General features: G+C 67.5%; 22 protein-coding genes and 1 pseudogene. 16 read left to right on the top strand and 7 right to left on the bottom strand.

Features of this window, described 5'->3' with window-relative positions; translation table 11 throughout:
* Positions 1 to 2: 2 nt before the first annotated feature.
* Both VMT65_RS34435 and VMT65_RS34430 read right to left on the bottom strand, forming a co-directional pair.
* Positions 3 to 1,160, bottom strand: a complete 1,158-nt coding sequence (locus tag VMT65_RS34435; protein ID WP_326312980.1) for an HpcH/HpaI aldolase/citrate lyase family protein — start codon at positions 1,158 to 1,160, stop codon at positions 3 to 5.
* Between the two features lie 94 nt (positions 1,161 to 1,254).
* Positions 1,255 to 2,454, bottom strand: a complete 1,200-nt coding sequence (locus VMT65_RS34430; protein WP_326312848.1) for a hypothetical protein — start codon at positions 2,452 to 2,454, stop codon at positions 1,255 to 1,257.
* A gap of 215 nt (positions 2,455 to 2,669) precedes the next feature.
* Between VMT65_RS34430 and VMT65_RS34425 the strand changes: the two genes are divergently transcribed.
* Together VMT65_RS34425 and VMT65_RS34420 are read left to right on the top strand one after the other, a co-directional pair.
* Complete coding sequence (locus VMT65_RS34425) at positions 2,670 to 3,245, top strand: TerD family protein (RefSeq protein WP_326312847.1); 576 nt, start codon at positions 2,670 to 2,672, stop codon at positions 3,243 to 3,245.
* A 105-nt stretch (positions 3,246 to 3,350) separates the two neighbouring features.
* Positions 3,351 to 4,469 (top strand): DUF475 domain-containing protein, encoded by a 1,119-nt coding sequence (locus VMT65_RS34420; protein ID WP_326312846.1) that lies wholly within the window; start codon positions 3,351 to 3,353, stop codon positions 4,467 to 4,469.
* A gap of 26 nt (positions 4,470 to 4,495) precedes the next feature.
* Here VMT65_RS34420 and VMT65_RS34415 read toward each other — a convergent pair.
* Positions 4,496 to 5,278, bottom strand: a pseudogene (locus VMT65_RS34415) (DMT family transporter); the annotation flags it as partial.
* Positions 5,279 to 5,411: 133 nt separating this feature from the next.
* Here VMT65_RS34415 and VMT65_RS34410 point away from each other — a divergent pair.
* The gene (locus tag VMT65_RS34410; protein WP_326312845.1) at positions 5,412 to 5,972 is read left to right on the top strand and encodes a CGNR zinc finger domain-containing protein; all 561 of its coding nucleotides are present in this window, start codon (positions 5,412 to 5,414) and stop codon (positions 5,970 to 5,972) included.
* On the opposite strand, the gene VMT65_RS34405 is transcribed toward VMT65_RS34410, so the two are convergent.
* Positions 5,874 to 7,229: a glycosyltransferase family 87 protein gene (locus VMT65_RS34405; protein WP_326312979.1), complete on the bottom strand. Its 1,356-nt coding sequence runs from the start codon at positions 7,227 to 7,229 to the stop codon at positions 5,874 to 5,876. The two genes, VMT65_RS34410 and VMT65_RS34405, sit on opposite strands and share 99 nt — an antisense overlap.
* A 231-nt stretch (positions 7,230 to 7,460) precedes the next feature.
* Here VMT65_RS34405 and rpsF point away from each other — a divergent pair, with 231 nt between their 5' ends.
* The 7 genes from rpsF (at position 7,461) to VMT65_RS34370 (ending at position 12,454) form a co-directional block, all read left to right on the top strand.
* A complete protein-coding gene (gene rpsF, locus VMT65_RS34400; RefSeq protein WP_326312844.1) occupies positions 7,461 to 7,751 on the top strand; it encodes a 30S ribosomal protein S6 in 291 nt (96 codons plus the stop codon).
* Between the two features lie 116 nt (positions 7,752 to 7,867).
* On the top strand, positions 7,868 to 8,422 hold the full coding sequence (locus tag VMT65_RS34395; protein WP_326312843.1) for a single-stranded DNA-binding protein: 555 nt from the start codon (positions 7,868 to 7,870) through the stop codon (positions 8,420 to 8,422).
* 59 nt (positions 8,423 to 8,481) lie between these two features.
* Positions 8,482 to 8,751 (top strand): 30S ribosomal protein S18, encoded by a 270-nt coding sequence (gene rpsR, locus VMT65_RS34390; RefSeq protein ID WP_040814320.1) that lies wholly within the window; start codon positions 8,482 to 8,484, stop codon positions 8,749 to 8,751.
* 17 nt (positions 8,752 to 8,768) lie between these two features.
* Positions 8,769 to 9,224, top strand: coding sequence for a 50S ribosomal protein L9 (gene rplI, locus VMT65_RS34385; RefSeq protein ID WP_326312842.1), 456 nt, complete (start codon positions 8,769 to 8,771; stop codon positions 9,222 to 9,224).
* A 617-nt stretch (positions 9,225 to 9,841) separates the two neighbouring features.
* Entirely contained in the window at positions 9,842 to 11,674 is a 1,833-nt protein-coding gene (gene dnaB / locus VMT65_RS34380; RefSeq protein ID WP_326312841.1) for a replicative DNA helicase, read from the top strand.
* 43 nt (positions 11,675 to 11,717) lie between these two features.
* A complete protein-coding gene (locus tag VMT65_RS34375; RefSeq protein ID WP_442790356.1) occupies positions 11,718 to 12,257 on the top strand; it encodes a hypothetical protein in 540 nt (179 codons plus the stop codon).
* 74 nt (positions 12,258 to 12,331) lie between these two features.
* Positions 12,332 to 12,454, top strand: a complete 123-nt coding sequence (locus VMT65_RS34370; protein WP_326312840.1) for a hypothetical protein — start codon at positions 12,332 to 12,334, stop codon at positions 12,452 to 12,454.
* A 43-nt stretch (positions 12,455 to 12,497) separates the two neighbouring features.
* On the opposite strand, the gene VMT65_RS34365 is transcribed toward VMT65_RS34370, so the two are convergent.
* Entirely contained in the window at positions 12,498 to 12,872 is a 375-nt protein-coding gene (locus tag VMT65_RS34365) for a hypothetical protein (protein ID WP_326312839.1), read from the bottom strand.
* Positions 12,873 to 12,926: 54 nt separating this feature from the next.
* Positions 12,927 to 13,943 (bottom strand): alpha/beta hydrolase, encoded by a 1,017-nt coding sequence (locus tag VMT65_RS34360; RefSeq protein WP_326312838.1) that lies wholly within the window; start codon positions 13,941 to 13,943, stop codon positions 12,927 to 12,929.
* Positions 13,944 to 14,162: 219 nt separating this feature from the next.
* Here VMT65_RS34360 and VMT65_RS34355 point away from each other — a divergent pair, with 219 nt between their 5' ends.
* The 3 genes from VMT65_RS34355 to VMT65_RS34345 are packed head-to-tail and all read left to right on the top strand — an operon-like array spanning position 14,163 to position 18,712.
* A complete protein-coding gene (locus tag VMT65_RS34355; RefSeq protein ID WP_442790355.1) occupies positions 14,163 to 16,094 on the top strand; it encodes a CocE/NonD family hydrolase in 1,932 nt (643 codons plus the stop codon).
* A 47-nt stretch (positions 16,095 to 16,141) separates the two neighbouring features.
* The gene (locus VMT65_RS34350; protein WP_326312837.1) at positions 16,142 to 18,064 is read left to right on the top strand and encodes a DUF6301 family protein; all 1,923 of its coding nucleotides are present in this window, start codon (positions 16,142 to 16,144) and stop codon (positions 18,062 to 18,064) included.
* Between the two features lie 9 nt (positions 18,065 to 18,073).
* Positions 18,074 to 18,712, top strand: a complete 639-nt coding sequence (locus VMT65_RS34345; RefSeq protein WP_326312836.1) for a class I SAM-dependent DNA methyltransferase — start codon at positions 18,074 to 18,076, stop codon at positions 18,710 to 18,712.
* On the opposite strand, the gene VMT65_RS34340 is transcribed toward VMT65_RS34345, so the two are convergent.
* A complete protein-coding gene (locus VMT65_RS34340) occupies positions 18,702 to 19,124 on the bottom strand; it encodes a winged helix-turn-helix transcriptional regulator (protein WP_326312835.1) in 423 nt (140 codons plus the stop codon). The two genes, VMT65_RS34345 and VMT65_RS34340, sit on opposite strands and share 11 nt — an antisense overlap.
* A gap of 66 nt (positions 19,125 to 19,190) precedes the next feature.
* On the opposite strand from VMT65_RS34340, the gene VMT65_RS34335 reads away from it, so the two are divergent.
* The 3 genes from VMT65_RS34335 to VMT65_RS34325 all read left to right on the top strand — a co-directional run bounded on the left by VMT65_RS34335 (position 19,191) and on the right by VMT65_RS34325 (position 23,339).
* Positions 19,191 to 20,108: an NADP-dependent oxidoreductase gene (locus tag VMT65_RS34335; RefSeq protein WP_326312834.1), complete on the top strand. Its 918-nt coding sequence runs from the start codon at positions 19,191 to 19,193 to the stop codon at positions 20,106 to 20,108.
* A gap of 90 nt (positions 20,109 to 20,198) precedes the next feature.
* A complete protein-coding gene (locus VMT65_RS34330; protein ID WP_326312833.1) occupies positions 20,199 to 21,734 on the top strand; it encodes an FAD-binding protein in 1,536 nt (511 codons plus the stop codon).
* A 36-nt stretch (positions 21,735 to 21,770) separates the two neighbouring features.
* Positions 21,771 to 23,339: a phytoene desaturase family protein gene (locus tag VMT65_RS34325; protein WP_326312832.1), complete on the top strand. Its 1,569-nt coding sequence runs from the start codon at positions 21,771 to 21,773 to the stop codon at positions 23,337 to 23,339.
* Positions 23,340 to 23,373: the final 34 nt, after the last annotated feature.

Here is a 23,373-nt window from a genome sequence, read left to right as displayed (position 1 = left end):
GGTCATGATTCGACCAGGGCCTTGAGCAGGTCCACGAAGGAGACTCCTTGATTGGCGACGCCGAACACCCGGGCGCGCAGCGCGATCTGATGCGCCCAGCTGCGGTGCGGGCGCATTTCGTTCATCTTGTTGCGGTATTCGGAGGCGGCGACCCCGCCCGAGTCGGCGCGCAGGATGTCGAGCGCGTCGGAGTACTCCTCGTGGGTCACCACCGACAGCGCGTGCACCACCGCCACATGCGAGGGGTGGATGACGGTCTTGCCCTGAATCCCATTGGCACGGTCCAGGGTTATCTCCCGCAGCAGCCCGTCCATGTCCCGGCTGACCAGCGACTGCCGAAACGGCACGGCGTCGATCTCGGCGAACGGTGAGGTGCGCAGCAGCGGCCGGAACATGCGGGCGTGATCGGCGAAGTACTCCCACACCGGCCCGGTGATGGTGAAACCGGTCCCGTCGGCGCGACCCAGATAGTTGACGATGTCGGCGATCACGTCCGAGACCACCCGCACGTCGTAGATGGTGAGGTCGCGGTCGCGGCGAATCCCGAAGGTGGAGCACATATCGGTGGCCCCGATGCGCACGGCCAGCACCCGTTCCCGATGGGCGGCGAGCAGCTCGCCGATGCGACGCAGTTCGCGATCGCGGGTCTCGCGGTGCACCAGCGACGGCGATTCGAGCACCGGCATGCCGAAGACGGTGCGGCCGAGGCGTTCCGAGGCGGCGGCCACGGCACGCAGGTACTCGGCCGCGCACGAGGTGTCGAATTTGGGCAGTACGAACCCGGTGAGCGCACCCGCGCCCGGCCCCAGCCGCGCGGCGATCTCACCGATGCTGTCGGGCTCGCGCACCCGCACGAACAGCAGCGGATGCGCCTCACCGCCGTCGGCCAGTTCGTCGAGAGTGCGCACGGCCTGCCACATTCCGGCCGCCACGGCATGGTCGGCCACCGCGTCCTCGAGGTCGATGACCATCGAGCACACCCCGCCCGCGGCCCGCCGCGTGATGGTCGAGGTGAGGTCGGGTCGGGTGGCGGGCACGTACAGGGTCGCGCCCAGCGCCATGGCCAGCAGTTCGCGATCGCCGGAGCCGCCGAAGGGTTCGGGCAGCAGATGGAACAACCGCCGCAGCTCGGGGCCGGGCACCTGCCGGAAGTGCCGCAGCGGGAAGCGTTTCCGCAGGGAGACGGGGGCGAGGCTCGGTGGGCCGGTGATCGTGGCGGTCATCGGTGCGGCCGTCCTCCTGCTGACTTTCGGTCTATCTGTCGGTATTTCGCATGCGCTCGACCACTCCGGCGACGAACGCGGAGATGGCGTCGAGTTCGGACACGTACGCCCAGTAGTCGGGGTGGCGTCCGGTCAGGCCCGCGGCGGCTCGGTCCAGGCGTTCGGCCTGGGCGTCGAGCACCGATCCCCATTGCGGGACCACGCCTTTGTTGACGGCCAGCATCTGCGCGTCGCGCAGTTTGAAGCGGACGGCCTTGGCGCGGTCGGCGGGCTGCTCGCGCACCTGCCGCAGCAGGGCGAGCCGATCGGTGACGGCCTCGGCGCACTCCTCGGCGGTGGCGAGGTGGGCGCGGGCGGTGGTGGTCAGGTCGAGCGCGTCCTCCGGGTCGTTGGCGGCCAGGGCCGCCCGGGCGCGGGCCAGATCCGCGTCGGCGGCCGCGATGGCCTCCCGGGCTTGACGCTCATTGTTGGCCAAATCGTTCGAGGACGCAGCCGCGAATTCGCGCAGCAGCGCGGACATGGCCGGGGGCACCCGGTCCAGCCGGTTGCGGGCGGCGTCGAGTCGGGTGGCCGCCGACGACAGGGCGGTGGTGGCCGAATGCTGTTTTCCGGGAGCGGCTTCCAGGGCACTGGACAGTTCGCGGGTGCGGGTCTCGAGCCTGGTCGCGGCCTCCCGAATCGCACCCCCGGCTCCCCCGGCCACCGCGGCCTCGAGTGTGAGCAGTGCCTCATCCACCGCGGCCGCGCATTGCCGGATCGAGGGATACCCGGCGTAGGGCGAGGACTCGGCGGCCTGCCTCGACCGCTGGGCCTGTGCGCGGGCCTGCGCGGCCAGTTGCGGCACCGAACCGTACACCGCGACCGCGTGCTCGAGGTGCGCCTGATTGCCGCGATAGAACTCGTCCACCCCGCGCGCGGCGTCGGCCAGACCCCGGATGACACCGTCGATTTCGGGCTGCGGGATCGTGCCGCCCTCGCGTTCGGCCTGGTCCAGGCGATCATTCAGGGCCAGGTAGGCGCCGGAGGCGCCATAGCAGCGGGCGCGCACCGGTTCCCAGCGCGCGGTCATGCCGCGCTCGGGGAACAGGGCCGCGGATGCGGCGACGGCGGCCTCGGCAATGCTCTGCCGCTGATCCATATCCAGGAAGGCGGTCGTCAGCACCTGCCGGGCCTGCTGCACCCATTCCGTGTTCCGTGTTGTCCGGAACCATCCGCGTCGACGGCCTGCCACGCCCCCGATGGTAGGAGAACGTTGACGAACCCGGCGACCGACGCGATGGAGTGTGTGACGCTGTCCTGTGACAGGGTGTAATCGCATGGTCGCCTTGAATCTTACCTACCCAAGACTTGGGGAAACCATTACTGTCGAGACGGCGGAACCGATACGTGCGACACGCCGTTGAGCAAGAAACGCACCAAACGCTTTACAACGGAAGGATTCCCACCATGGGTGTCAGTTTGTCCAAGGGCGGAAACGTTTCACTGACCAAGCAGGCTCCGAACCTGACCCAGGTGGCCGTCGGCCTCGGCTGGGACGTCCGGACCACCACCGGCACCGACTTCGATCTGGACGCCAGCGCCATCGCCACCGGCGGTGACAAGAAGGCGCTGTCGGACAAGCACTTCGTGTTCTTCAACAACCTGCAGTCCCCGGAGGGCACCATCGTGCACACCGGCGACAACCTCACCGGTGAGGGCGAGGGCGACGACGAGGTCATCAATATCGACCTGGCCAACACCCCGCCCGCCATCGAATCCATCTTCTTCCCGGTCTCGATCTACGACGCCGACTCGCGCGGCCAGAGCTTCGGCCAGGTGCGCAACGCCTACATCCGCGTGGTGGACCGCGCCAATGGCGCCGAGCTGGCCCGCTACGACCTGACCGAGGACGCTTCCACCGAAACCGCCATGGTTTTCGGTGAGCTCTACCGCAACAATGGTGAGTGGAAGTTCCGCGCCATCGGCCAGGGCTACGCCTCCGGCCTCGCGGGCATCGCGCGCGACTTCGGCGTCAATGTCTGAACCGAACAACTAGCGGCGCGAAGAGGGCTCGGTCGCACGAGCCCTCTTCGTCTGTCCGCCCCCGCCACCGTCACCCCACCCGCCACTCACGAAAGGCCCACCGCGGTGCGAATTTTCGGCCTCTCCATCGTCGTCACCGTTTTGGCGCTGATCGCGGCGCTGGTGTACGGCGGCCCCACGGCCCTGCTGCTGTGCGCGATCCTCGGCGTCCTCGAGGTGTCGCTGTCCTTCGACAACGCGGTCATCAACGCCAGCATCCTGCAGCGGATGAGCGAGTTCTGGCAGCGCATCTTCCTCACCGTCGGCGTCGTCATCGCCGTTTTCGGTATGCGCCTGGTGTTTCCGCTGGCCATCGTGTGGATCACGGCCGGGCTCAGCCCGACCCGCGCCTTCGACCTGGCCATGAACCCGCCCGCCGACGGCGCGCTCACCTTCCCCGACGGCAGCCCCTCCTACGAGAAGCTGCTCACCGACGCGCATCCGCAGATCGCGGCCTTCGGCGGCGCATTCCTGCTGCTGCTGTTCTTCAACTTCATTCTCGAGGAGCACGAGGTCACCTGGCTGGGCTGGCTGGAGCGGCCGCTGCAGCGGCTCGGCAAGCTGGACATGCTGGCGGTGGTGCTCACCCTCGGCGGCATCGTGCTGGCGGCGGAATTCATTGCCGCCGACGACGATCGCGGCACCGTGTTGCTGGCGGGCATTCTCGGCGTGATGACCTACATCCTGGTGGACGGGCTCGGCTCGCTGTTCCATGCCGAGGAGCACGCCGAGGAACAGGCGGCGGCCGGACCGTCGGGGATCGTGAAGGCGGCCGGCAAGGCGGCGTTCTTCCTGTTCCTGTACCTCGAGGTGCTCGACGCCTCGTTCTCCTTCGACGGCGTCATCGGCGCGTTCGCCATTACCTCCGACCCGATCCTGATCGCCTTGGGCCTGGGCCTGATCGGCGCCATGTTCGTTCGGTCCATCACGGTGTACCTGGTGCGCAAGGGCACGCTCTCGGAGTACGTGTACCTCGAGCACGGCGCGTTCTGGGCCATCGGCGCGCTGGCGGTCATTCTGCTGGTCACCATTGGCGTTCATGTCAACGAGGTGGTCAGCGGCTTGGTCGGGGTGGCGTTCATCGGTGCGGCCTTCGTCACCAGCGTCATTCGCAATCGGCGCGAGGCCGAGGAGAACAGCGACGATGACGATGTGAACCTGGAGAAGTCCAGCAGCGTCGGCTGAGCCGCGTCGCGCCGGGACGCCAGGACCGTGCCGATCAGGCCCACGCCCAGGCCCGCAATGGTCAACGGGCGCAACGGCTGATCGATGAACAGCCACGCCATGACCGCGGTGACCGCCGGGATCACGAAGAAGAAGCGGCTGACCCGACTGGTGTCCCAGCGCAGCATCATGGTGTTCAGCAGCAGGAACGCGCCGATGGAATTGATCAGCACCATCCAGATCAGGGAACCGCCGAAGCGGGCCGGATCGGCGATGTGGAAGCTGCCGGTCAGCGCGGCCAGCACGCCCGCGAAGGGTGCGCTGATCACCAGGTGCAGGGCGGTGCCCGCGCGCGGATCGACGGCCGGGGTGAAGCGCTTCTGGTAGACGGTGCCCAGGCTCAGGCCGAGCAGCCCGAGCACGCACAGCAGCAGTCCCGGCAGTGAGAAGTGGGACTGGTCGAGCACCGCGAGGCCGACGCCGACCCCGCCCACGCCGAAGCCGAGCCACTGCCGTCGGCTGACGGATTCGCCCATGCCGCTGGCGAACAGCGCGATCACGATCGGGCTCAGGCCCTGCACCAGCGAGATGACCGCGGCGGTGACGTGCTCGTGCATGGCCGAGTAGAAGCCGCCGAATTGCACCATCTGCATGAGGAATCCGGCCACCAGGGTGTGGGCCAGGATCCGGCCGCGGGGCCACACCGCCCGTGCCACAAGGGCATACGCGACCAGCAGCAGGGCGGCGATGCCGAACCGGGCGAACAGCACCAGCATGGGCGGGGCCGCGCCGACGCCGATGATTCCGGCGATGAAGGCGCTGCTCCACATGACGATCAGCGCCGGGGGACCCGCCACTTCGAGAAGCCGGTTGTCCATGATTCCTCCATGCCAGTAACCGCTTTAGGTAGTTACTACCGTGGCACCCCTTGCGTAACCTGTCAAGGGGGTTACCATCGGAGGCATGTCCATTTCCGGCGATCCCCACCTGTTCGTCAGCGGGAACCTGGCCCTGAACTTCATCGGCACCGCGCAGGAACGGCGCACGACCTACATCGAGCGGCTCACCACCGAAGCGGATCTGAGCGAGTGGGCCGTCGCGGCGGGCGTGCTCGACACCGCACCCGACTGCGCCGGCGCGCTCGACCGCGCCAAGCTGCTGCGCGAGGCGGCCTGGCGCATCATGCAGGCGGCCCTGCACGGTGAGCACCCGGCCGCGGACGACGCCGCACTGGTGAATCGGCACGCGAACGATCGGATGCCCGACCTGTTCCTGTGCCCCGACGGGACCGTAACGCGCACCGGCACAATCGATTCCGTGCTGGCTGCGATCGCCCGCTCGGCCCTCGAACTGCTCGGCGGTCCGGATCGGGAACGGCTCAAGGAGTGCGGGCGCAGCGAATGCTCGCGCCTCTACCTCGATACCTCACGCGGCGGTTCGCGCCGGTGGTGCGACATGACGGTCTGCGGCAACCGGGCCAAGATCAAGGCCTACCGCGCCCGGAACACCGAGGCGACCGTGTGAGCGCGCCCGAGCGCCGATGAACAGCAGGAAGAAAATGGCCAGCAGCGCGGCCCGCCCCCACACGCCGATCTGCACGATGTTCTGCTCGAACTCGGCATTGCGGCCCGCGCCCAGGGCATAGAAGTAGCGGAAGACGCCGATACCCACGCAGGCGTCGGCCATGAGATAGGCGACGATCAGACCCCACGGCACTTCCAGCAGCACCAGGAACGGGATCAGCCACAGCGTGTACTGCGGCGAATGCACCTTGTGGAACAACAGGAATCCACACAGCATGGCGCCGCTGACGCCGATCCACGGATAGATCCCCGACAGCTGATACTTCCGCCACCCCAGCCAGCACGCCAGCGCGAACGACGCCACGATCAGCGTCGGCGAGGCCACCGACACCATGGCCTGGAACGTGTCGTAGCCACTGCGGGTATTGGCGAACAACGGGCCCAGACCCCAATACCAAATGGAATTGGTGGTGATATCGGCCTGCCGCAATTGCTGGAAGGTGATCGACGCCCGCCACCCGTCGTACCCCGCGAGCGCGAACGGCAGATTGATCGCCACCACCGTGCCGATGGCGGTGGCCGCCACCATGAGCGCGCCGCGCACATCGAATCGCTTCTCGCGCAAGGGGTGTTCACCGACCAGCACGTAGATCAGCAACGGCAGCAGGAAAATTCCCGGATACAGCTTGAAACAGAAACCGATCGCCAGGAATACCGCCGCGGCGATCGCCCGATCCCGCAGCGAATACCGGGTCAGCACCGTCATCACATAGAACGCCGCGACCGCGGTCGCGACCACGGGCAGTTCCCAATTGTGGAAGGCGTAGAGGATCAGCGGCGGCCCGGCCGCCCACAGCAGCGCCGGCGGACCCGCCATCCGGGCCAGCAGATAGGCGGTGAGCAGCGCGAACGGGGCCAGCAGCAGCGCCGAGTGGAAGAGGAAGTCCGCGTCATTGTGCGAGCCGATCCCACCGACCCACATGAGCAACCCGCTCAGCACCGGATACTCGACCGCGCCGCCGGTCAACTGGCCGTCGGGGGTGATGCCGCCGGTTATATAGGGAAAGACGTGCTCATTGATCCCGCGACCCAGCCATAGGTACTGAATATCGGAATAGCAGACGTGCGAATCCTTGATCACGTCGAAGATCGCGCTGCGGCCCGACTCCTCGAAGGTCCCGCCCGCGCAGCGCGCCTTGTTCATATAGGCGATCCACAATGTGATGCCGCACACGAGTGTCGACGCGATCGCGAACATGGATCGACCCGAATCGCGACGGCGAGAAACCAATTCGCGGACGACGGGTCGGTTCGACATGCGCCCCACCCTAGGCCGACCTTCGGCGTGTCCGCTCGTTCAACTCGGAACCGACCCGATTTCGCAGCTCACGCGGCCTCATGTAGCCTTGTCGGGTTGCTGACGCAACGAACCCTCCTGCCCACGGACAGTCCGTGGGCCGTTCACAGTCCACAGGAGGTGATGAGGTCCGTGCGTCATTATGAAGTGATGGTCATTCTCGATCCGAGCCTGGACGAGCGCACCGTCGGCCCGAATCTGAACACCATGCTCGGTGTCATCGGTGCCGAGGGCGGCAAGGTCGACAACGTCGACATCTGGGGCCGCCGCCGTCTCGCCTACGAGATCAACAAGCAGGCCGAGGGCATCTACGCGGTTGTCACCCTGACCGCCAAGTCCGAGACCGTGAGTGAGCTCGATCGCCAGCTGGGCCTGAACGAGTCGGTGCTGCGCACCAAGGTGCTGCGTACCGACAAGAAGTAAGTCCAGTCCTCCCGCAACGTCGCTCGTAAACCGTCGGTCCCTATCTCTAGGCTGACTGGCAAACCGTGCTCATGCATGGAGCGCGTTGCGGACTGCACCGGAAAGCAGGAGGAACCATGGCCCAAGGCGACACGGTCATCACCGTCATCGGCAATCTGACGGCTGACCCCGAGCTTCGATTCACGCCCGCGGGAGCGGCCGTCGCGAACTTCACGGTCGCGTCGACTCCCCGTGTGTTCGACCGTAATACCAATGAATGGAAAGACGGCGAAGCGCTTTTCCTGCGCTGCAACATCTGGCGTGAAGCTGCGGAGAATGTCGCCGAGAGCCTGACCCGCGGCTCGCGAGTGATCGTGAGCGGACGACTCAAGCAGCGCTCCTACGAAACCCGCGAGGGTGAGAAGCGCACGGTCGTCGAACTCGAGGTCGACGAGGTGGGTCCCTCGCTGCGGTACGCGACCGCGAAGGTCAACAAGACCACCCGTGGCGGTGGTGGCGGCGGCTTCGGCGGCGGCGGACAGGGCGGCGGCCAGCAAGGCGGCGGCTTCTCCGGTGGTGGCAACAGTGGTGGGGGTCGTGGCGGCCAGAGCGCCGGCGACGACCCGTGGGGCAGTGCGCCCGCGGCCGGCTCCTTCGGGGGCGGCCCAATGGACGATGAACCGCCGTTCTAGACAACGGCTTCCTTAGGAGCTCCTTCCAGGCGGCTCCCGAAATTACGGAGTGAAAGACCATGGCCAAAGCACCGGCACGCGAAAAGGTGCTGAAGAAGAAGGCTTGCACCTTCTGCAAGGAAGACAAGGCTGGCAAGAAGAACAACACTGCTGGCGCGAAGATCGACTACAAGGACACCGCGCTGCTGCGCAAGTACGTGTCCGACCGCGGCAAGATCCGTGCGCGCCGGGTGACCGGCAACTGCGTCCAGCACCAGCGCGATATCGCTGTCGCCGTGAAGAACTCGCGTGAGGTGGCCCTGCTGCCTTACGTGTCCACCGCTCGCTGAGAAAGGAAGGCACAGCAATGAAGTTGATCCTCACCGCTGATGTCGACAACCTCGGTGCGCCCGGCGACACCGTGGAGGTCAAGGACGGCTACGGCCGTAACTTCCTGCTCCCGCGCGGGCTGGCCATCGTGGCCACCCGTGGCGCGCAGAAGCAGGTCGAGGGCATCCGCCGGGCGCAGGACGCCCGTCGCGTGCGCGACCTGGACCACGCCAACGAGCTGAAGCAGGCCCTCGAGGGTCTGTCCGGCGTGTCCCTCGCGGTCAAGACCGCGGGCACCGGCAAGCTCTTCGGTTCGGTCACCGCCGCCGATGTCGCCTCGGCCATCAAGGCCGCCGGTGGCCCGGTCGTCGACAAGCGCAGCATCGAGCTGCCGAAGGCCCACATCAAGAGCACCGGTAAGCACGGTGTCGTGGTGCACCTGCACCCGGATGTGATCGCCAAGGTCGACCTGCAGGTCACCGCCGCCGAGTAATTCGGTTCGTCGGAGGCCACCTTCCCAGTGGGGGTGGCCTCCGATTTTCTTTGTTTGCCGGAGAGTGGCTGTGGGTTCCTGGCCGCCGGGCGCGCGAGGTTTCGGCAGGCGTGACCCGCGGCGTTCGCCCGGGGTGTGGATTGCTCAGCAAACCAACCATTCTCGTTGTGTGCCAGGTCACAGGCTCGAGACCGTCCGTTTACCCAACACGCCCGGACGTTATCGACCAGCGACACGCCGCACCGAATTGATCCACAGTTGCTCACACTGAGAATTCCGCCACTACCAGTGCATTGAGGCACTACATCGACCGTTGTCCCCAAGTTCTCCACAGGGGGTGCACAACGGTTGGTGAACAATACCCACGTTATCCACAGGTGTGTACACAGCTCGGTTTGGCGGCCGCCCACCCGGTCGCCTAGGTTCGCATTCGATGTCGTGACCACTGCCCGGGGACGGCACGACTCCGTGTTCCCAGCGCTCCCCTCGCGGGTTTGCCACGGCGCCTTCGCAGCTCGGCGCGGCGGCTCCGCGTGGCGACCCGAACATGTCGGTGCGCAGGCGTACAACGGTCATGCACGTCGTTGCGGGCGCGAGGAGAGAGGACGGTCGAGCCGATGGCAGTCGTCGACGATCGCGGCCACGACGATCACGGACCCGCCGACTATCCCGACGCCCCCGGCGAGGATTTCGGCCGCCAGCCACCCCACGACATGGCCGCCGAACAATCCGTCCTCGGCGGCATGCTGCTGTCCAAGGACGCCATCGCCGACGTGGTCGAGGTGATCCGCCCCGGCGACTTCTACCGCCCCGCCCACGCGGCCGTCTACGACGCCATCCTCGACCTCTACGGCCGCGGCGAGCCCGCCGACCCCGTCACCGTCGCCGCCACCCTGGACCGCCGCGGCGAACTCAAGCGCATCGGCGGCGCCCCCTACCTGGTCACCCTGACCCAAACCGTCCCCACCGCCGCCAACGCCGGCTACTACGCCGAAATCGTTGCGGAAAAGGCGATCCTGCGCCGCCTGGTCGAAGCCGGCACCCGCATCGTCCAATACGGCTACGCCGGCGCCGACGGCCAAGACGTGGCCGAGGTCGTAGACCGAGCCCAGGCCGAACTCTACGACGTCACCGAACGCCGCTCCTCCGAAGACTTCGCCCCCCTCACCGACATCCTCCAGCCCACGATGGACGAACTCGACTCCATCGCCAGCCGAGGCGGCATCTCCCTAGGCGTACCAACCGGTTTCACCGAACTAGACGAAATCACCAACGGCCTCCACCCAGGCCAAATGATCATCGTCGCGGCGCGCCCTGGCGTCGGCAAGGCCCTCGCCCTCGACACGCCTCTGCCCACTCCAACCGGCTGGACCACGATGGGCGAGGTCCAGGTCGGCGACGAGCTGCTGGACCTGCAAGGCCAGCCGACGCGGGTCCTTGCCACCACCCAAGTGATGCTCGGCCGCCCGTGCTACGAGGTCGAATTCTCCGACGGCTCCGTGATCGTCGCAGATGAAGAGCACCTGTGGCCCACGGTCTCGCGCATGCACGGACCGCATGCCGAAATCCGGACTACCGGCGAAATCGCTCACAGCCTGCGGACTCCCGATGACGCACTGAATCACTGGGTACCGGCAACCAACCACTCGGAGCGCCGACACATCGTCGACGTTCGAAAGGTCGAGAGCGTCCCGGTCCGCTGCGTCGAGGTCGACAATCGCGACCACCTCTACCTCGCCAGTCCCACCATGGTGCCGACTCACAACTCGACGCTGGGCATGGATTTCATGCGCAGCTGCTCGATCAAGCACGGCCTTGCGAGCGTCATCTTCTCCCTCGAAATGAGCCGCACCGAAATCGTCATGCGTCTCCTATCCGCGGAAGCGAAAATCAAACTGGGCGATATGCGTTCGGGCCGCATGAGCGATGACGACTGGACGAAGCTCGCGCGGCGAATGAGTGAGATCTCGGAAGCCCCGCTGTTCGTGGATGATTCGCCGAATCTCACGATGATGGAAATTCGAGCCAAGGCCCGACGGCTCAAGCAACGCCACGATCTACGCCTCGTCGTGGTCGACTACCTCCAGCTGATGACATCGGGCAAAAAGGTCGAATCCCGCCAGCAGGAAGTCTCCGAATTCTCCCGTAGCCTCAAGCTTCTGGCGAAGGAGCTCGAGGTACCCGTAATCGCGATTTCGCAGCTCAACCGTGGTCCCGAGCAGCGAACCGACAAGCGCCCCATGGTGTCCGATTTGCGCGAATCGGGAAGTTTGGAGCAAGATGCCGATATGGTCATTTTGTTACATAGGCCCGATGCTTTCGAACGGGATGACCCTCGAGGTGGCGAAGCGGATTTGATCCTCGGAAAGCACCGAAACGGACCAACCGCCACGATTACCGTTGCGCACCAGCTGCATTTGAGCCGCTTCGTCGATATGGCTCGAGGCTAGAAATTCACTTCCCTCGAACACAGATTCGACTTACAGTCTTTCTGTGCCCGAAAGCCATACTCACGATGAGTCAATCGGTAAGTGCACCAACAACTTCAATAGTGGACTGGGCGGTCTAGCCCCATCCGCGCGCGTCTTCCGCGCCGACAATGGTGCGGCAATATCAGTAAAGTCTCTGCACCGCAATGGAGAACGACCACTCGTATGGTCGCTCGATGAACTGATGAGGTTCGTTCCCCGACCGGTCGCAGAGGTGATCTCCAACCCCGGCGAGGTCATGCGCGTGCGCCTCGCCTCCGAACGATTCGCCGAGGTGATCATGCTGGCGCACATGATCGGTGACGGCTCCTTCGTCAAACGCCAACCGATCCGCTACGCCAGTATCGACGAGGACAACCTGTCCGCGGTCGCTGCTGCCGCCAAGCATTTCGGCATCACGGCGGTCCGAGACGAGTACGCAGCGGCTCGGGTCAGCACTCTCCGTTTGCCAGCACCGCATCGGCTGACTATCACCTTCCTATACGACGTCGGTTGCCATGGTGCCCGCGGCGTGATTGGCGAAGCCTGTATCCCGACGCAATAGATTCCAACACCAATGTCGACACGATCCCAAAAGAGGTCTGGCACGAAGTCAGAGCGCTGCTCGAAACCCGCGGGATGACCCACTGGGACCGCATCACCGAGATCACCAGCCTTGGTGGACAGGAGGTGTTCTCGGTGTCCGTGCCCGGCACCGAGAATCTTGTGGCACAGGGCATCTCGGTCTACGCGGGGCACTGAGGGTGTGTGGCGCGGCTCGCTGAGCCGAGCCGCCCGCCTCCGCTCACAGTTCTCGTTTGAGGTCGCGGGCGGAGTCATGGGGGGTGATGGTGAGGTTGTGGGTGTGGAGGGTGGTTTCGAAGGCGGTGGGGTTGTCGGGGGTGAGGACGGGGTGGATGCGGCGGCCGAGGTCTAGGACGTAGGCGGTGGTTTTGCGGGTTCGGGTGGGGTCGAGGGGGAACCAGAAGCGGGGGTCGGAGGTGCCCCAGAGGCGGCCCCGACCGGACCAGGTGGTCATGGGGTAGCGGTGGATGGCGCGGATCGCTTCGTAGGGGATGTGTTTCGCGGTGGCGGTGGGGAAGTAGTAGCCGCGCACGGTGAGGCCGTGGGCGTCGGCGGTGAGGCGATTGTCTTGGTATAGGCCGTCTTCGGTGGTCATACCGAGAATCGAACACCCTGCGCACGGCCGAGGGCACGTGCCGCGCGGTGATAATCAGCCGATATTGGCGGAGAGGTCGGGGAGCATGCGGTAGGCCTCGTCTTGCCAGGTGTTCCAGGCGTGGATGCCGTACTCCGGGAAGGAGTAGGTGACGTTGGTGGCGCCCAGGGTGGCCATGCGGACTTGGAAGGCTCGGGTGTTGGCGAGGGCGAGGGCTTCGAGGGCCATGCCGTTGACGGTGCCCATGGTGGGGCCGTCCTGGGCGGTGGGGCGGCCGCTGGCGGCGGAGATGTAGAGGCGGGTGTTGTTGGCTACGAGGTTGGGGGCGAAGACGAAGGGGTCCATGTGCAGCCATTGGGGGCCCCAGGGCGGGGCCATGGAGTCGACGTTGTAGCCGCCGGCGTCGATCATGCCGAGGCGGATGGCCTCGCGCATGCCGGGGGCGGAGTTGTTGAGGTAGCCGGAGAAGGCGCCCGCGAAGCTGAATTGGTCGGGGTGGTAGGCGGCGAGGGTGAGGGCCGCCGAACCGCCCGTGGACAATCCGAAGACGCCATTGCGATTCGGGTTGAAGCCCAGGCGATCTCGCAGCGCCCAGCGCAGGTCGTTGGTGAGGAAGGTTTCCCAGGTGTAGCGGTAGCTCTTGCCGGGGCCGCCGCCGAGGATGTCGGTCGCGCCGGAGCCGGTGTTGGAGGAGCCGGTGCCGGGCGGAATGCCCAGGAAGGAGCTGGGTGCGTTCCAGTCGGCGTACCAGCTGGACTGGCCGCCGACGGGCATGACCACATTGATATTGGCCGCGGCCATGGCCTCGGCCACGTTGGTCTCGATCTCCCAGCCGCTGAGGTCCTCGCGGGCGCGCATGCCGTCCAGGGCGTAGACGACCCGGTCGGTATTGCCGTCGGCCGCGCGCAGGATGCGGGTCTTGATGGGTCCCATGGTCGGGGAGTCGACCCAGAAGTCGAAGGCGGCGGGATCGAATGCCGCCGATGCTGTTGCGCCGCCGCCGGATACGGCGACCAGCAGTGGTGCGACCAATGCCACGATCAAGGCAAAAACGCTTCGAATGGATCTCATCGACGTAGGTCCTCTCGCTCGAGCGGGCGAACAAGCGGCGTGACGACGGGGGCAGTTCCCGTCGCCACGCACGCTCGATGTACCTATCGTCCAGTTCCTCGATTCTGTTGCTGAAAATTAGCGAGAATCTTTGAGCGGCCGAGTAGTCCCAGGTCAAGCCCCTAAAATCGGGTGCGGTTTCTCGGGGGCCGGGCTTGCGCGCTGGGTTACGGTCGATTGATGAGGCGGAGCGGAAGAGGGCGCGTTCGTATCATCCGGGCCGCAGCGGTGGCGGCCACGGCCGCACTGCTCGCGGCGGGCTGCGGCAGCGGCGCGGACAACGGGACACCACCGGCCGCGAGCAGCTGGCCACCATCGGGCGGTCGCGGGTCCTGCGCGGTGGACAAGCAGGAGAACGTCCCCGCCACCATGCGGGACGGCGTCGTGCTGAAGTCCGATGTGTACAAACCGAAGACGAACGACCCGGTGCCGGTCATCCTCATGCGCACCCAGTACGGGAAGTCGGCGGCGCAGATTCAGCCGTCCCGGTACCAGACACCGGATTGGTTCGCCTCGCACTGCTATCTGGTTGTGGTCCAGGACATTCGGGGCCAGGGCCAGTCGGGCGGCACCTTCACCGAGTTCGGCAATGACACCAACGACGGCTACGACTCGGTGGAATGGGCGGCCGGATTGCCGGGCTCCAATGGCAAGGTCGGCATGTACGGCTCCTCGTATGTCGGTGCGACACAGTGGCTCGCGGCCGTCGGCGCGCCGCCCCACCTGACCACGATCGTGCCCGCCAACACCTCCTCGGATTACTACGACGGCTGGAACTACGAGGGCGGCGCGTTCCGGCTGGCGTTCGTGGAACCGTGGGCCATGGAGACCATCGGGGCCAGCGCCGCGGTCAATCGCGGCGACACCGGCACCGCCAAACAGCTGCAGATCGACGGCGCGGACTACACCAGGTGGCTGGGATTCCGCCCGTACCAGCAGTTTCCGCCGCTACACCCGGGCGATCCGAATATCGCCCCGTGGTTCTACGACTGGATCTCCCATTCCACCCGCGACGACTACTGGAAGCAGTGGAGCATTCGCGACCGCTATGCGAATGTCAAAGTCCCCGTGCTCGATGTCGAGGGCTGGTACGACGCGTTCCTGGCGGGCGGGGTGGAGAACTTCGCCGGAATGGTCGCGAACGGCGGTACGCCCGAGGCCAAGTCGAATCAGCGGCTGGTGCTGGGTCCGTGGGATCACGTCGGCTGGGGGCGGCCGGGCACCAATATCGAGACGCCGATGCTGGCCGCCACCGGTGCGGCGGGCGACAGCCCGATCAACGATCTCATGCTCGCCTGGTACGACCACTTCCTGAAGGGCAAGGACAACAAGGTTTCCGGCAAGCCAGTCGTCGATTACTTCCTGATGGGCGCGAACAAGTGGAAGTCCGCGTCGGCCTGGCCGCTGCCGAATACGAAGTGGACCACCTACTACCTGTCGGGCAATGGCGGCAATGGCGTCGCGGGCCGCGTCGGCCAGCTCACCACCGACGCCCCGAAGGATCCCCAGCAGCCGGACAAGTACGCCTACGACCCGCTCAATCCTGTGCCCAGCGCGGGCGGGCACTCGTGTTGCGGCGCGTCGTCCGGACCGCAGGGGCCGGTGGATCAGTTCGTGGTCGAGCAGCGCTCGGACGTGTTGACCTACACCACCGCCCCGATGGCCGCCGACACCGAACTGACCGGCCCGACCCGCATGACGCTATGGGCCGCCTCGACCGCGCCCGACACCGATTTCACCGCGAAACTGGTAGCGGTGGCCCCGGACGGGTCGACGGTGAACCTGAACAACGGCATCATCCGGGCGGCGTTCCGGGATTCGCTCGAGCACCCGTCGCCCATCACGCCCGGCCAGCCCTACAAGTACACGATCGACATCTGGCCGACCAGCTATCTCGTCAAGGCGGGGTACCGGATTCGCGTCGAGGTCTCGAGCAGTGACTTCCCGCAGTTCGCACCCAATCCGAACACCGGTGATCCGTTCGGGGCGAATACGAATACGCAGGTCGCGACCCAGACCATCTTCCACGACGCCGACCACCCGTCGGCGCTGGTCCTGCCGATCATTCCGGCGGGTGACGCGGGCAGTTCCCAATTCCCGATGGAGCACTGAGACCCTTCGCGGCCCGGCACCCCCGCGGCCGGGGTTAGTGTCGCGGGGTGGGTTTCGAGGTGCGTGTCGATACCGCGGGTGCGGTCGAGATCGTCAGAGCGGCAGCCGGGTTCGGCTGGCGGTGGGGGTCCGGCAATGTCTCCGAATTCTCCCGACTGGTCGGATGGAGTAGCCCGCAACCGGTCGGCACGCTGCGCAACGGTCCCGTGTTCTCCCGCACCGGACTGTCGGTGTGGTGGGACTCGGCCATGTTCTGGGGCAGTGAACGCGGGCTCGACCATGTGCGAATCACCATCTCCGACTGCCCCGCGCCCACCGATGCCGGCAGCCGCGAACTCCTCGAGGCCGCCCTGGCCCGCGCCACCGCCGTGTTCACCGATCACTGGGGCGAACCGGAGAGCGCCGACGCGGGCCCGGCCGAGGGGGTGGCCTGGCGGTTCGCGAATGTGTTCGCGGGCTTGACCATCGGATTCGACACCGTCGACCTGCTGCTGGTGAACCCGACCGCGCAACGGTATTGGATGGACCGCCGCCACGAGCTCGCCCGCCGCCGCAGCGCCGCGGGCGGCTGGGGTCGCTTCGCGGAGAATCTGGCGGGCTTCCTGGAGACCTTGCCGGTGGACGGGCGTCTGGTGATCACCGTGCCCGGCGGGCGCTTCGTGCAGTTCGAGGCCGGGCCCGAACAGCTGACCGGTGAACTGGCCCGCAGCGAATTCATCGATCCGACTTGGCGATACACGCCCGAGATCGAGCAGCGGCTCATCGATCAGGGGTGGACGCCGCCGCGCGAGGCGAACTGGTCGCGCACCCTGTCGCGGCGCGCGGGCAGCGTCGCCATGAGCGGCCTGGCACTGCGCACCGTGGACGCCCTGCGCACGGTCGGCGCGACCGCCATCACCGAACTGGTCGCCGACGCCTGGGTGGAGGGCGGCCCGGACCTGGACGTGTCCGTGCTGGACGTGCCGCCGCATCCCACCTCGCGCAGCCAGCGGGCCGAGTTCCTGCGCCGCCACGCCACCTACGACTTCGATGCCGGACCGCTGCGGGTGGACGTGCCCGCCGGGATCGAGATCGCCCGCGCGGCCCGCGACTTCGACTGGACCTGGACCCGCGCCGATCTCGCGGGCTTCGCGGCGGCCGCCGGCTGGAAACCGGTGCACGACAGCGATACCGGCGAGCGCACGGTGTGGGCCGACACCGACCTACGCGTGGACGATCCGCGCGCCCGCTTCTGTTTCGACGGGGATCGGCTCGAGGCCGTCTGCGTCACGCTCAGCGACAGCATCGAATCCTTCCTCTACGACGAGGGCCTGCCCGCCGAGGTGCGCGAGCAACGCGACGCCGCCCACGCCCGCGCGGTGGACGGTTTCCGCGCCGAGTTCGGCGTACCCCGGCACGGGGTGCTGGGGCAGTCGCACGGTCCGGCCTGGCCGGATGCCGGACTCACCCTGGGCGTGATCGCCGAGACCGACACCGTGGAGCTGTATCTGGTCCCGGCCGCCGATCGCGACCGCCGGCTGATCATCGAGCAGCAGCGGGCCGCGCATCGCGCCCACGAGCGCGAATGGGCGCAGTTCTTCGAGGAACTCGCCGGACTGATCGCCGATCTCACCGAGCCCGGGCAGTTGACCGTGGACGCGGGTGAACCGCATCGCGCCCGCATCGACCGCGATCACGACCTGCTGCGCCTGGAACTGGCCAGCGCCGCCGCGCGCGCCCTGTCGCCGCGGGTGCTCAAACTCATGCTGCGCGACGGGTGGCAGCATCCCGATCACCGCTATCCGCTGTGGCGCATCGAACTTCGGCTGCCCGCCCTGCCGCGGGACCTGCGTCGGCTGGCGCGGCGGGCGGTGTGGCCCCTGCGCACCCTGATGCCGCCCGCGGCCCCGCTGCGGGTCCTGTTGAACGGTCTGGATCAGCCGGTGCGCTCGCCCGCCACGGGTGCGATCGGCGGCGGCGCGGGCGCCTAGGCTCGAACCATGATCGAACCCGAGGACATGCGCATCACCCGGGCCGCCTACGACGGGGTCGCCGAGCTGTACGCCGGTCTGTTCCAGCGGCAGTTGCACGACAATGTGTTCGACCGGATGATGCTCGAGGCCTTCGCGGAGGCGGTGCGGGACAATGGATTCGGTCCGGTGGCCGAGATCGGCTGCGGGCCCGGGCGGGTGGCCGCCCATCTCGCGGCGGCCGGGTTGGAGATGTCCGGGCTCGATCTGTCGCCCGAGATGATCCGGCTGGCGCGCGCGGCCCACCCCGACATTCCCTTCGAGGTCGGGCCGATGGAGGAGCTGCCCTACGCCGACGGTGCGCTGGCCGGAATCGTGGTCTGGTACTCCATCATTCACACCCCACCGGTGCGCGTGCCCGCGATCCTGACCGAATTCGCCCGGGTGGTGCGGCCCGGGGGACAGGCCGTGTTCGCCTTCCAGGCCGCCGACGAACCCACCGGTGTCACCGAGTACGCGCACAAGGTCGCGCTCGCCTATCGCTGGGGACCGGACACCTTCACCGAAACCCTTGCCGCGCACGGCTTCCGAGTCACCGCCAGCCTGTCCCGGGCAGCCCGCCCGGACGAGCGGACCCCGCACGCCACCGTGCTGGCCGTCAGAGTCTGACCGGTTCCGGGTCCCGCGCCGCCCGCTCGTCGAATTCTACTCGGGCGGCACCGATTTCATCCGCGTGGCGCAGCGCCCACTGGCCCATGGCGTGGGTGATCACGCCCAGATCCGCGCCGAGGTCGGTCAATTCGTACTCCACCCGCGGCGGCACCGTCGGATACACGGTGCGCCGCACCAGCCCGTCGCGTTCCAGGTCGCGCAGGGTGCGGGTGAGCACCTTCTGGGTGATGCCGTCGAGGCGGCGGCGCAATTCGTTGAACCGGATCGGGCCGCCCTCCTTGCGCAGGGTGCCCAGCACCAGCAGCACCCACTTGTCCGCGAGCACCGCGAGAATGTCGCGCGCGGGACAGCGCCGCAGGTAGCTTTCCACCAGATTGCCGGATGGCTCCCAGTCGGAGACGGTATCCATGAGGTACCTCGGGATCGAAATAGTGCCTTCTTCCCCTGCGATACTACCGAGCGCAAGATCGAGATCATGACGAGCGACGCCATGAAAGCGATCACCCAGCAGACTCTCGGCGGCCCGGATGTGCTCGAGACGGTCCGGGTTCCCATCCCGCGTCCCGGCGACGGCGAGGTGCTGGTCCGGGTGGCCGCCACCTCGATCAATGCCGCCGACTGGAAACTGCGCTCGGGCGTGGTCACCAGGCTGGGGCCGCCGCCGCTCACGCTGGGCTTCGACCTGTCCGGTGTGGTCACCGAGGTCGGCGCGGGTGTCACCGAATTCGCGCCCGGTGACGAGGTTTTCGGCAATATCGTGAGTCGGAACGGGGCCTACGCCGAATACGTGGTGGTACCGGGGGAGTTCCTCACCCGCAAGCCGGTGGAGATCGATCACGTGCACGCCGCCGCCCTACCGACGGCGGCCCTGACCGCCTGGCAGGCGCTCACCGAAGTGCAACCGGGACAACGGGTTCTGGTGCACGCGGCGGCGGGCGGCGTGGGCCATCTGGCGGTGCAGATGGCCAAGGCGCGCGGGGCCTACGTGATCGGAACCGCGCGCGCCGCCAATCACGAGTTCCTGCGCGGACTCGGCGCGGACGAGCTGATCGATTACACGACAACCGATTTCACCACCGCGGTCGCCGATGTCGACATCGCCTTCGATCTGGTCGGCGGCGACTACTCCGAGCGCTCCCTGCTCGTGCTCACCCCGAACGGCCGCGTGATCGACGCCCAGGGCGAGGAGCCGCTCGCCGATCCCCGCTACTACCGCCTCTACTTCCATCCGTCCGGCGCGGACCTGGCCGAGGTGGCCGCGCTGGTGGTGGCCGGGCGGCTGCGCGGCGAGATCGACCGGGTCATGTCGCTGGCCGATATCGCCGAGGCGCACAAGCTCAGTGAATCCGGTCGGGTGCGCGGCAAGATCGTGCTCACCCCCTGGACCGACTGATCGGCTCATCCGGCCATCGGGACTTCTGCTGCGTCCGGCGTTCCCGGCGCATACCGTCGCGGAGAGACCGCGTCTTTCAGGGAGTTAACGGTGACGGACTGGAACGAAGAAGTCGATGTCCTGGTGGCCGGCACGGGCGGCGGCCTGGCCGGAGCCTATACGGCGGCCCGCGAGGGACTGACCGTGGCGGTGGTGGAGGCCACCGAGAAATTCGGTGGCACCACCTCGTATTCGGGCGGCGGCGGAGTCTGGTTCCCGTGCAATCCGGTGCTGCGGCGCGAGGGTGTGGACGACACCCTCGAGGACGCGCTCACCTACTTCCACTCCGTGGTGGGCGACCGCACCCCGGCCGCGTTGCAAGAGACCTACGTCCGCACCGGGGCGAAGGTCATCGAATACCTGGAGCAGGACGAGGCGTTCAAATTCCAGATGTTCCCGTGGCCCGACTATTTCGGCAAAGCACCCAAGGCGCGCACGGACGGCAAGCGCCACATCGTTCCTGCCCCGTTGGCCGCCAAGAAGCTCGGTGCGCTCAGCGCATCCGTGCGCGGTCCACTGGGCACCGACCGGCACGGCGATCCGCAGCCGGACTATCTGATCGGCGGGCGCGCCCTGGTCGGGCGGTTCCTGCTCGGACTGTCCAAGTACCCCAACGCTGCTCTGTACCTGAACACCCCGCTGGTCGAGCTGGTCACCGAGGGCGGCGCGGTGACCGGTGCGATCGCGGAGCGGGACGGGCGGCGGGTGGCCATTCGGGCGCGCAAGGGCGTGCTGTTGGCGGCGGGCGGTTTCGAGGGCAACGACGAGCTGCGGCAACGCTACGGCGTGCCCGGCGTGGCCCGGGACACCATGGGGCCGTGGGGAAATCAGGGCCGCGCGCTCGAGGCGGGCATCGCGGTGGGCGCGGACACCGATCTGATGGATCAGGCGTGGTGGTCGCCGGGTTTGATCCATCCGGACGGGCGGGCCGCGTTCGCGCTGTGGTTCACCGGCGGCATCTTCGTCAACCAGGCGGGCGAACGGTTCGTCAATGAATCCGCGCCCTACGACCGACTCGGCCGCGACATCATCGAGCAGCTGAACGACGGCTCGGCGACCCTGCCGTTCTGGATGATCTACGACGACACCGAAGGCCCGGTGCCGCCCATCAAGGCCAGCAATGTGCCGATGGTCGAGACCGAACGCTACGTCGAGGCGGGCCTGTGGAAGACCGCCGATACCCTCGAGCAGCTGGCCGCCGAAATCGGTGTTCCCGCCGACGCTTTGGTCGCCACCGTGACGCGCTTCAACAAGTTCGCCGCCGAGGGCGTGGACCCGGATTTCGGTCGCGGCGACGAGGCCTACGACCGCGCCTTCAGCAATGGCGAACCGCCCCTGACCCCGATCACGCGGGGTCCCTTCCATGCCGCCGCGTTCGGCATCTCCGATCTCGGCACCAAGGGTGGGCTGCGCACCGACAGGGCCGCGCGCGTGCTGAACCGAGCGGGCGAACCGATTCCGGGCCTCTACGCCGCGGGCAACACCATGGCCGCCGTGAGCGGCACGGTCTATCCGGGCGGCGGCAATCCGATCGGCGCGTCGGTGCTGTTCAGCCATCTGGCCGCCCTCGACATGACCACCCGCTAGCCCCCTGCGCCGCAGCGAGTGTGATGCGATGGTGGCATGACGCGAGCGGGTAGCCCCGGCCGGGCCGGGTACGACGTGATCGTGGTGGGCGGCGGCCACAACGGGTTGGTGGCCGCCGCCTATCTGGCCCGGGCCGGGCGCTCGGTGCTGGTGCTGGAACGCCAGGACCACACCGGCGGCGCGGCCGTGTCGGAGCGGGTGTTTCCGGGCTTCGACGCGCGGCTGTCGCGCTACTCGTATCTGGTGAGCCTGCTGCCGCAGCGCCTGGTGCGAGATCTGGACCTGCAGTTCGAGGTTCGCAAACGGCGCATCTCCTCCTACACGCCGGTCGGTGACACCGGGCTGCTGGTGGACAATGGCTCCGAGGCGGCCACCCGCGCCAGCTTCGCCCAGGTCACCGGGTCCGAGCGGGATTGGGCGGCCTGGCAGGACTTCTACGCCATGACCGGGCGCGTCGCCGAGCGCGTCTTCCCGACCCTGACCCAGCCGCTGCCCACGCGCGCCGAATTACAGCGCACCCTAGGCGATTCCGCGGCCTGGGACACGATCTTCGAACGGCCCCTGGGCGAGTCGGTGGAGGCCCGATTCGCCGATGACACCGTGCGCGGCGTGGTGCTCACCGACGCGCTCATCGGCACCTTCACCCACGCCCACGACCCGTCGCTGCTGCAGAACCGGTGCTTCCTCTACCACGTGATCGGCGGCGGCACCGGCGACTGGAACGTGCCGGTCGGCGGCATGGGCGCGCTGACCGACGCGCTCGCCACCGCCGCCCGCGCGGCCGGGGCCGAGATCCGCACCGGCTGCCTGGTGACCGGCGTCGAAACCGACGGCGGCACAGCCGAAGTGCGCTATGCCTGCCGCACCGGCGAGGGCACGGCGAGCGCGCGGCACGTGCTGGTGAACGCCGCGCCGCACGTGCTGGCGGGACTGCTGGGTGAGACTGCGCCCAAGCCCGAGGGCGCACAGCTGAAGATCAATATGCTGCTGCGGCGACTGCCGAAACTCCGTGACCCGCAGGTGGATCCGCGCACCGCCTTCGCGGGCACCTTCCACATCTCCGAGTCCGCGAGCCAGCTCGAGCGGGCGTATCGGGAGGCGGCCGCGGGCGAGCTGCCCTCGGCACCGCCCGCGGAGATCTACTGCCACACCCTGACCGACCCGTCGATCCTCGCACCGGAGCTGATCGAGCAGGGCTATCACACGCTGACCCTGTTCGGTTTGCACACGCCCGCACGGCTTTTCGCGGACGATCCGCGCGGGGCGAAGGAGCGGCTGGTGGATGCCACACTGGCACAGCTGAATTCGGTCCTGACCGAGCCCGTCCAGGACTGCCTGGCGCTCGACGGTGAGGGCAACCCGTGCGTGGAGGCCCGGACGCCGGTCGAACTGGAACGCGAGATCAGCATGCCCGGCGGTCATATCTTCCACGCGGACCTGGCCTTCCCGTACCGCGACGCGGACGACGACAGCCCGGCCGCCCGCTGGGGAGTCTCGACCGGTCACCCGAACATCCTGCTGTGCGGGGCGGGCGCGGTGCGCGGCGGCGGCGTCAGCGGCATCGGCGGCCACAATGCCGCCATGGCCCTCCTGGAGCAGCGCTGAATACCGAGCGACCCGCTCAGTGCCTTACCGAGCG

Origin of the sequence: Nocardia sp. CDC153, assembly GCF_035818515.1 — a bacterium.
In the GTDB taxonomy this organism is placed as follows: domain Bacteria; phylum Actinomycetota; class Actinomycetes; order Mycobacteriales; family Mycobacteriaceae; genus Nocardia.
Note: the sequence above shows the minus strand (reverse complement) of the source record. Positions and strands in the feature narration are given on the sequence as shown.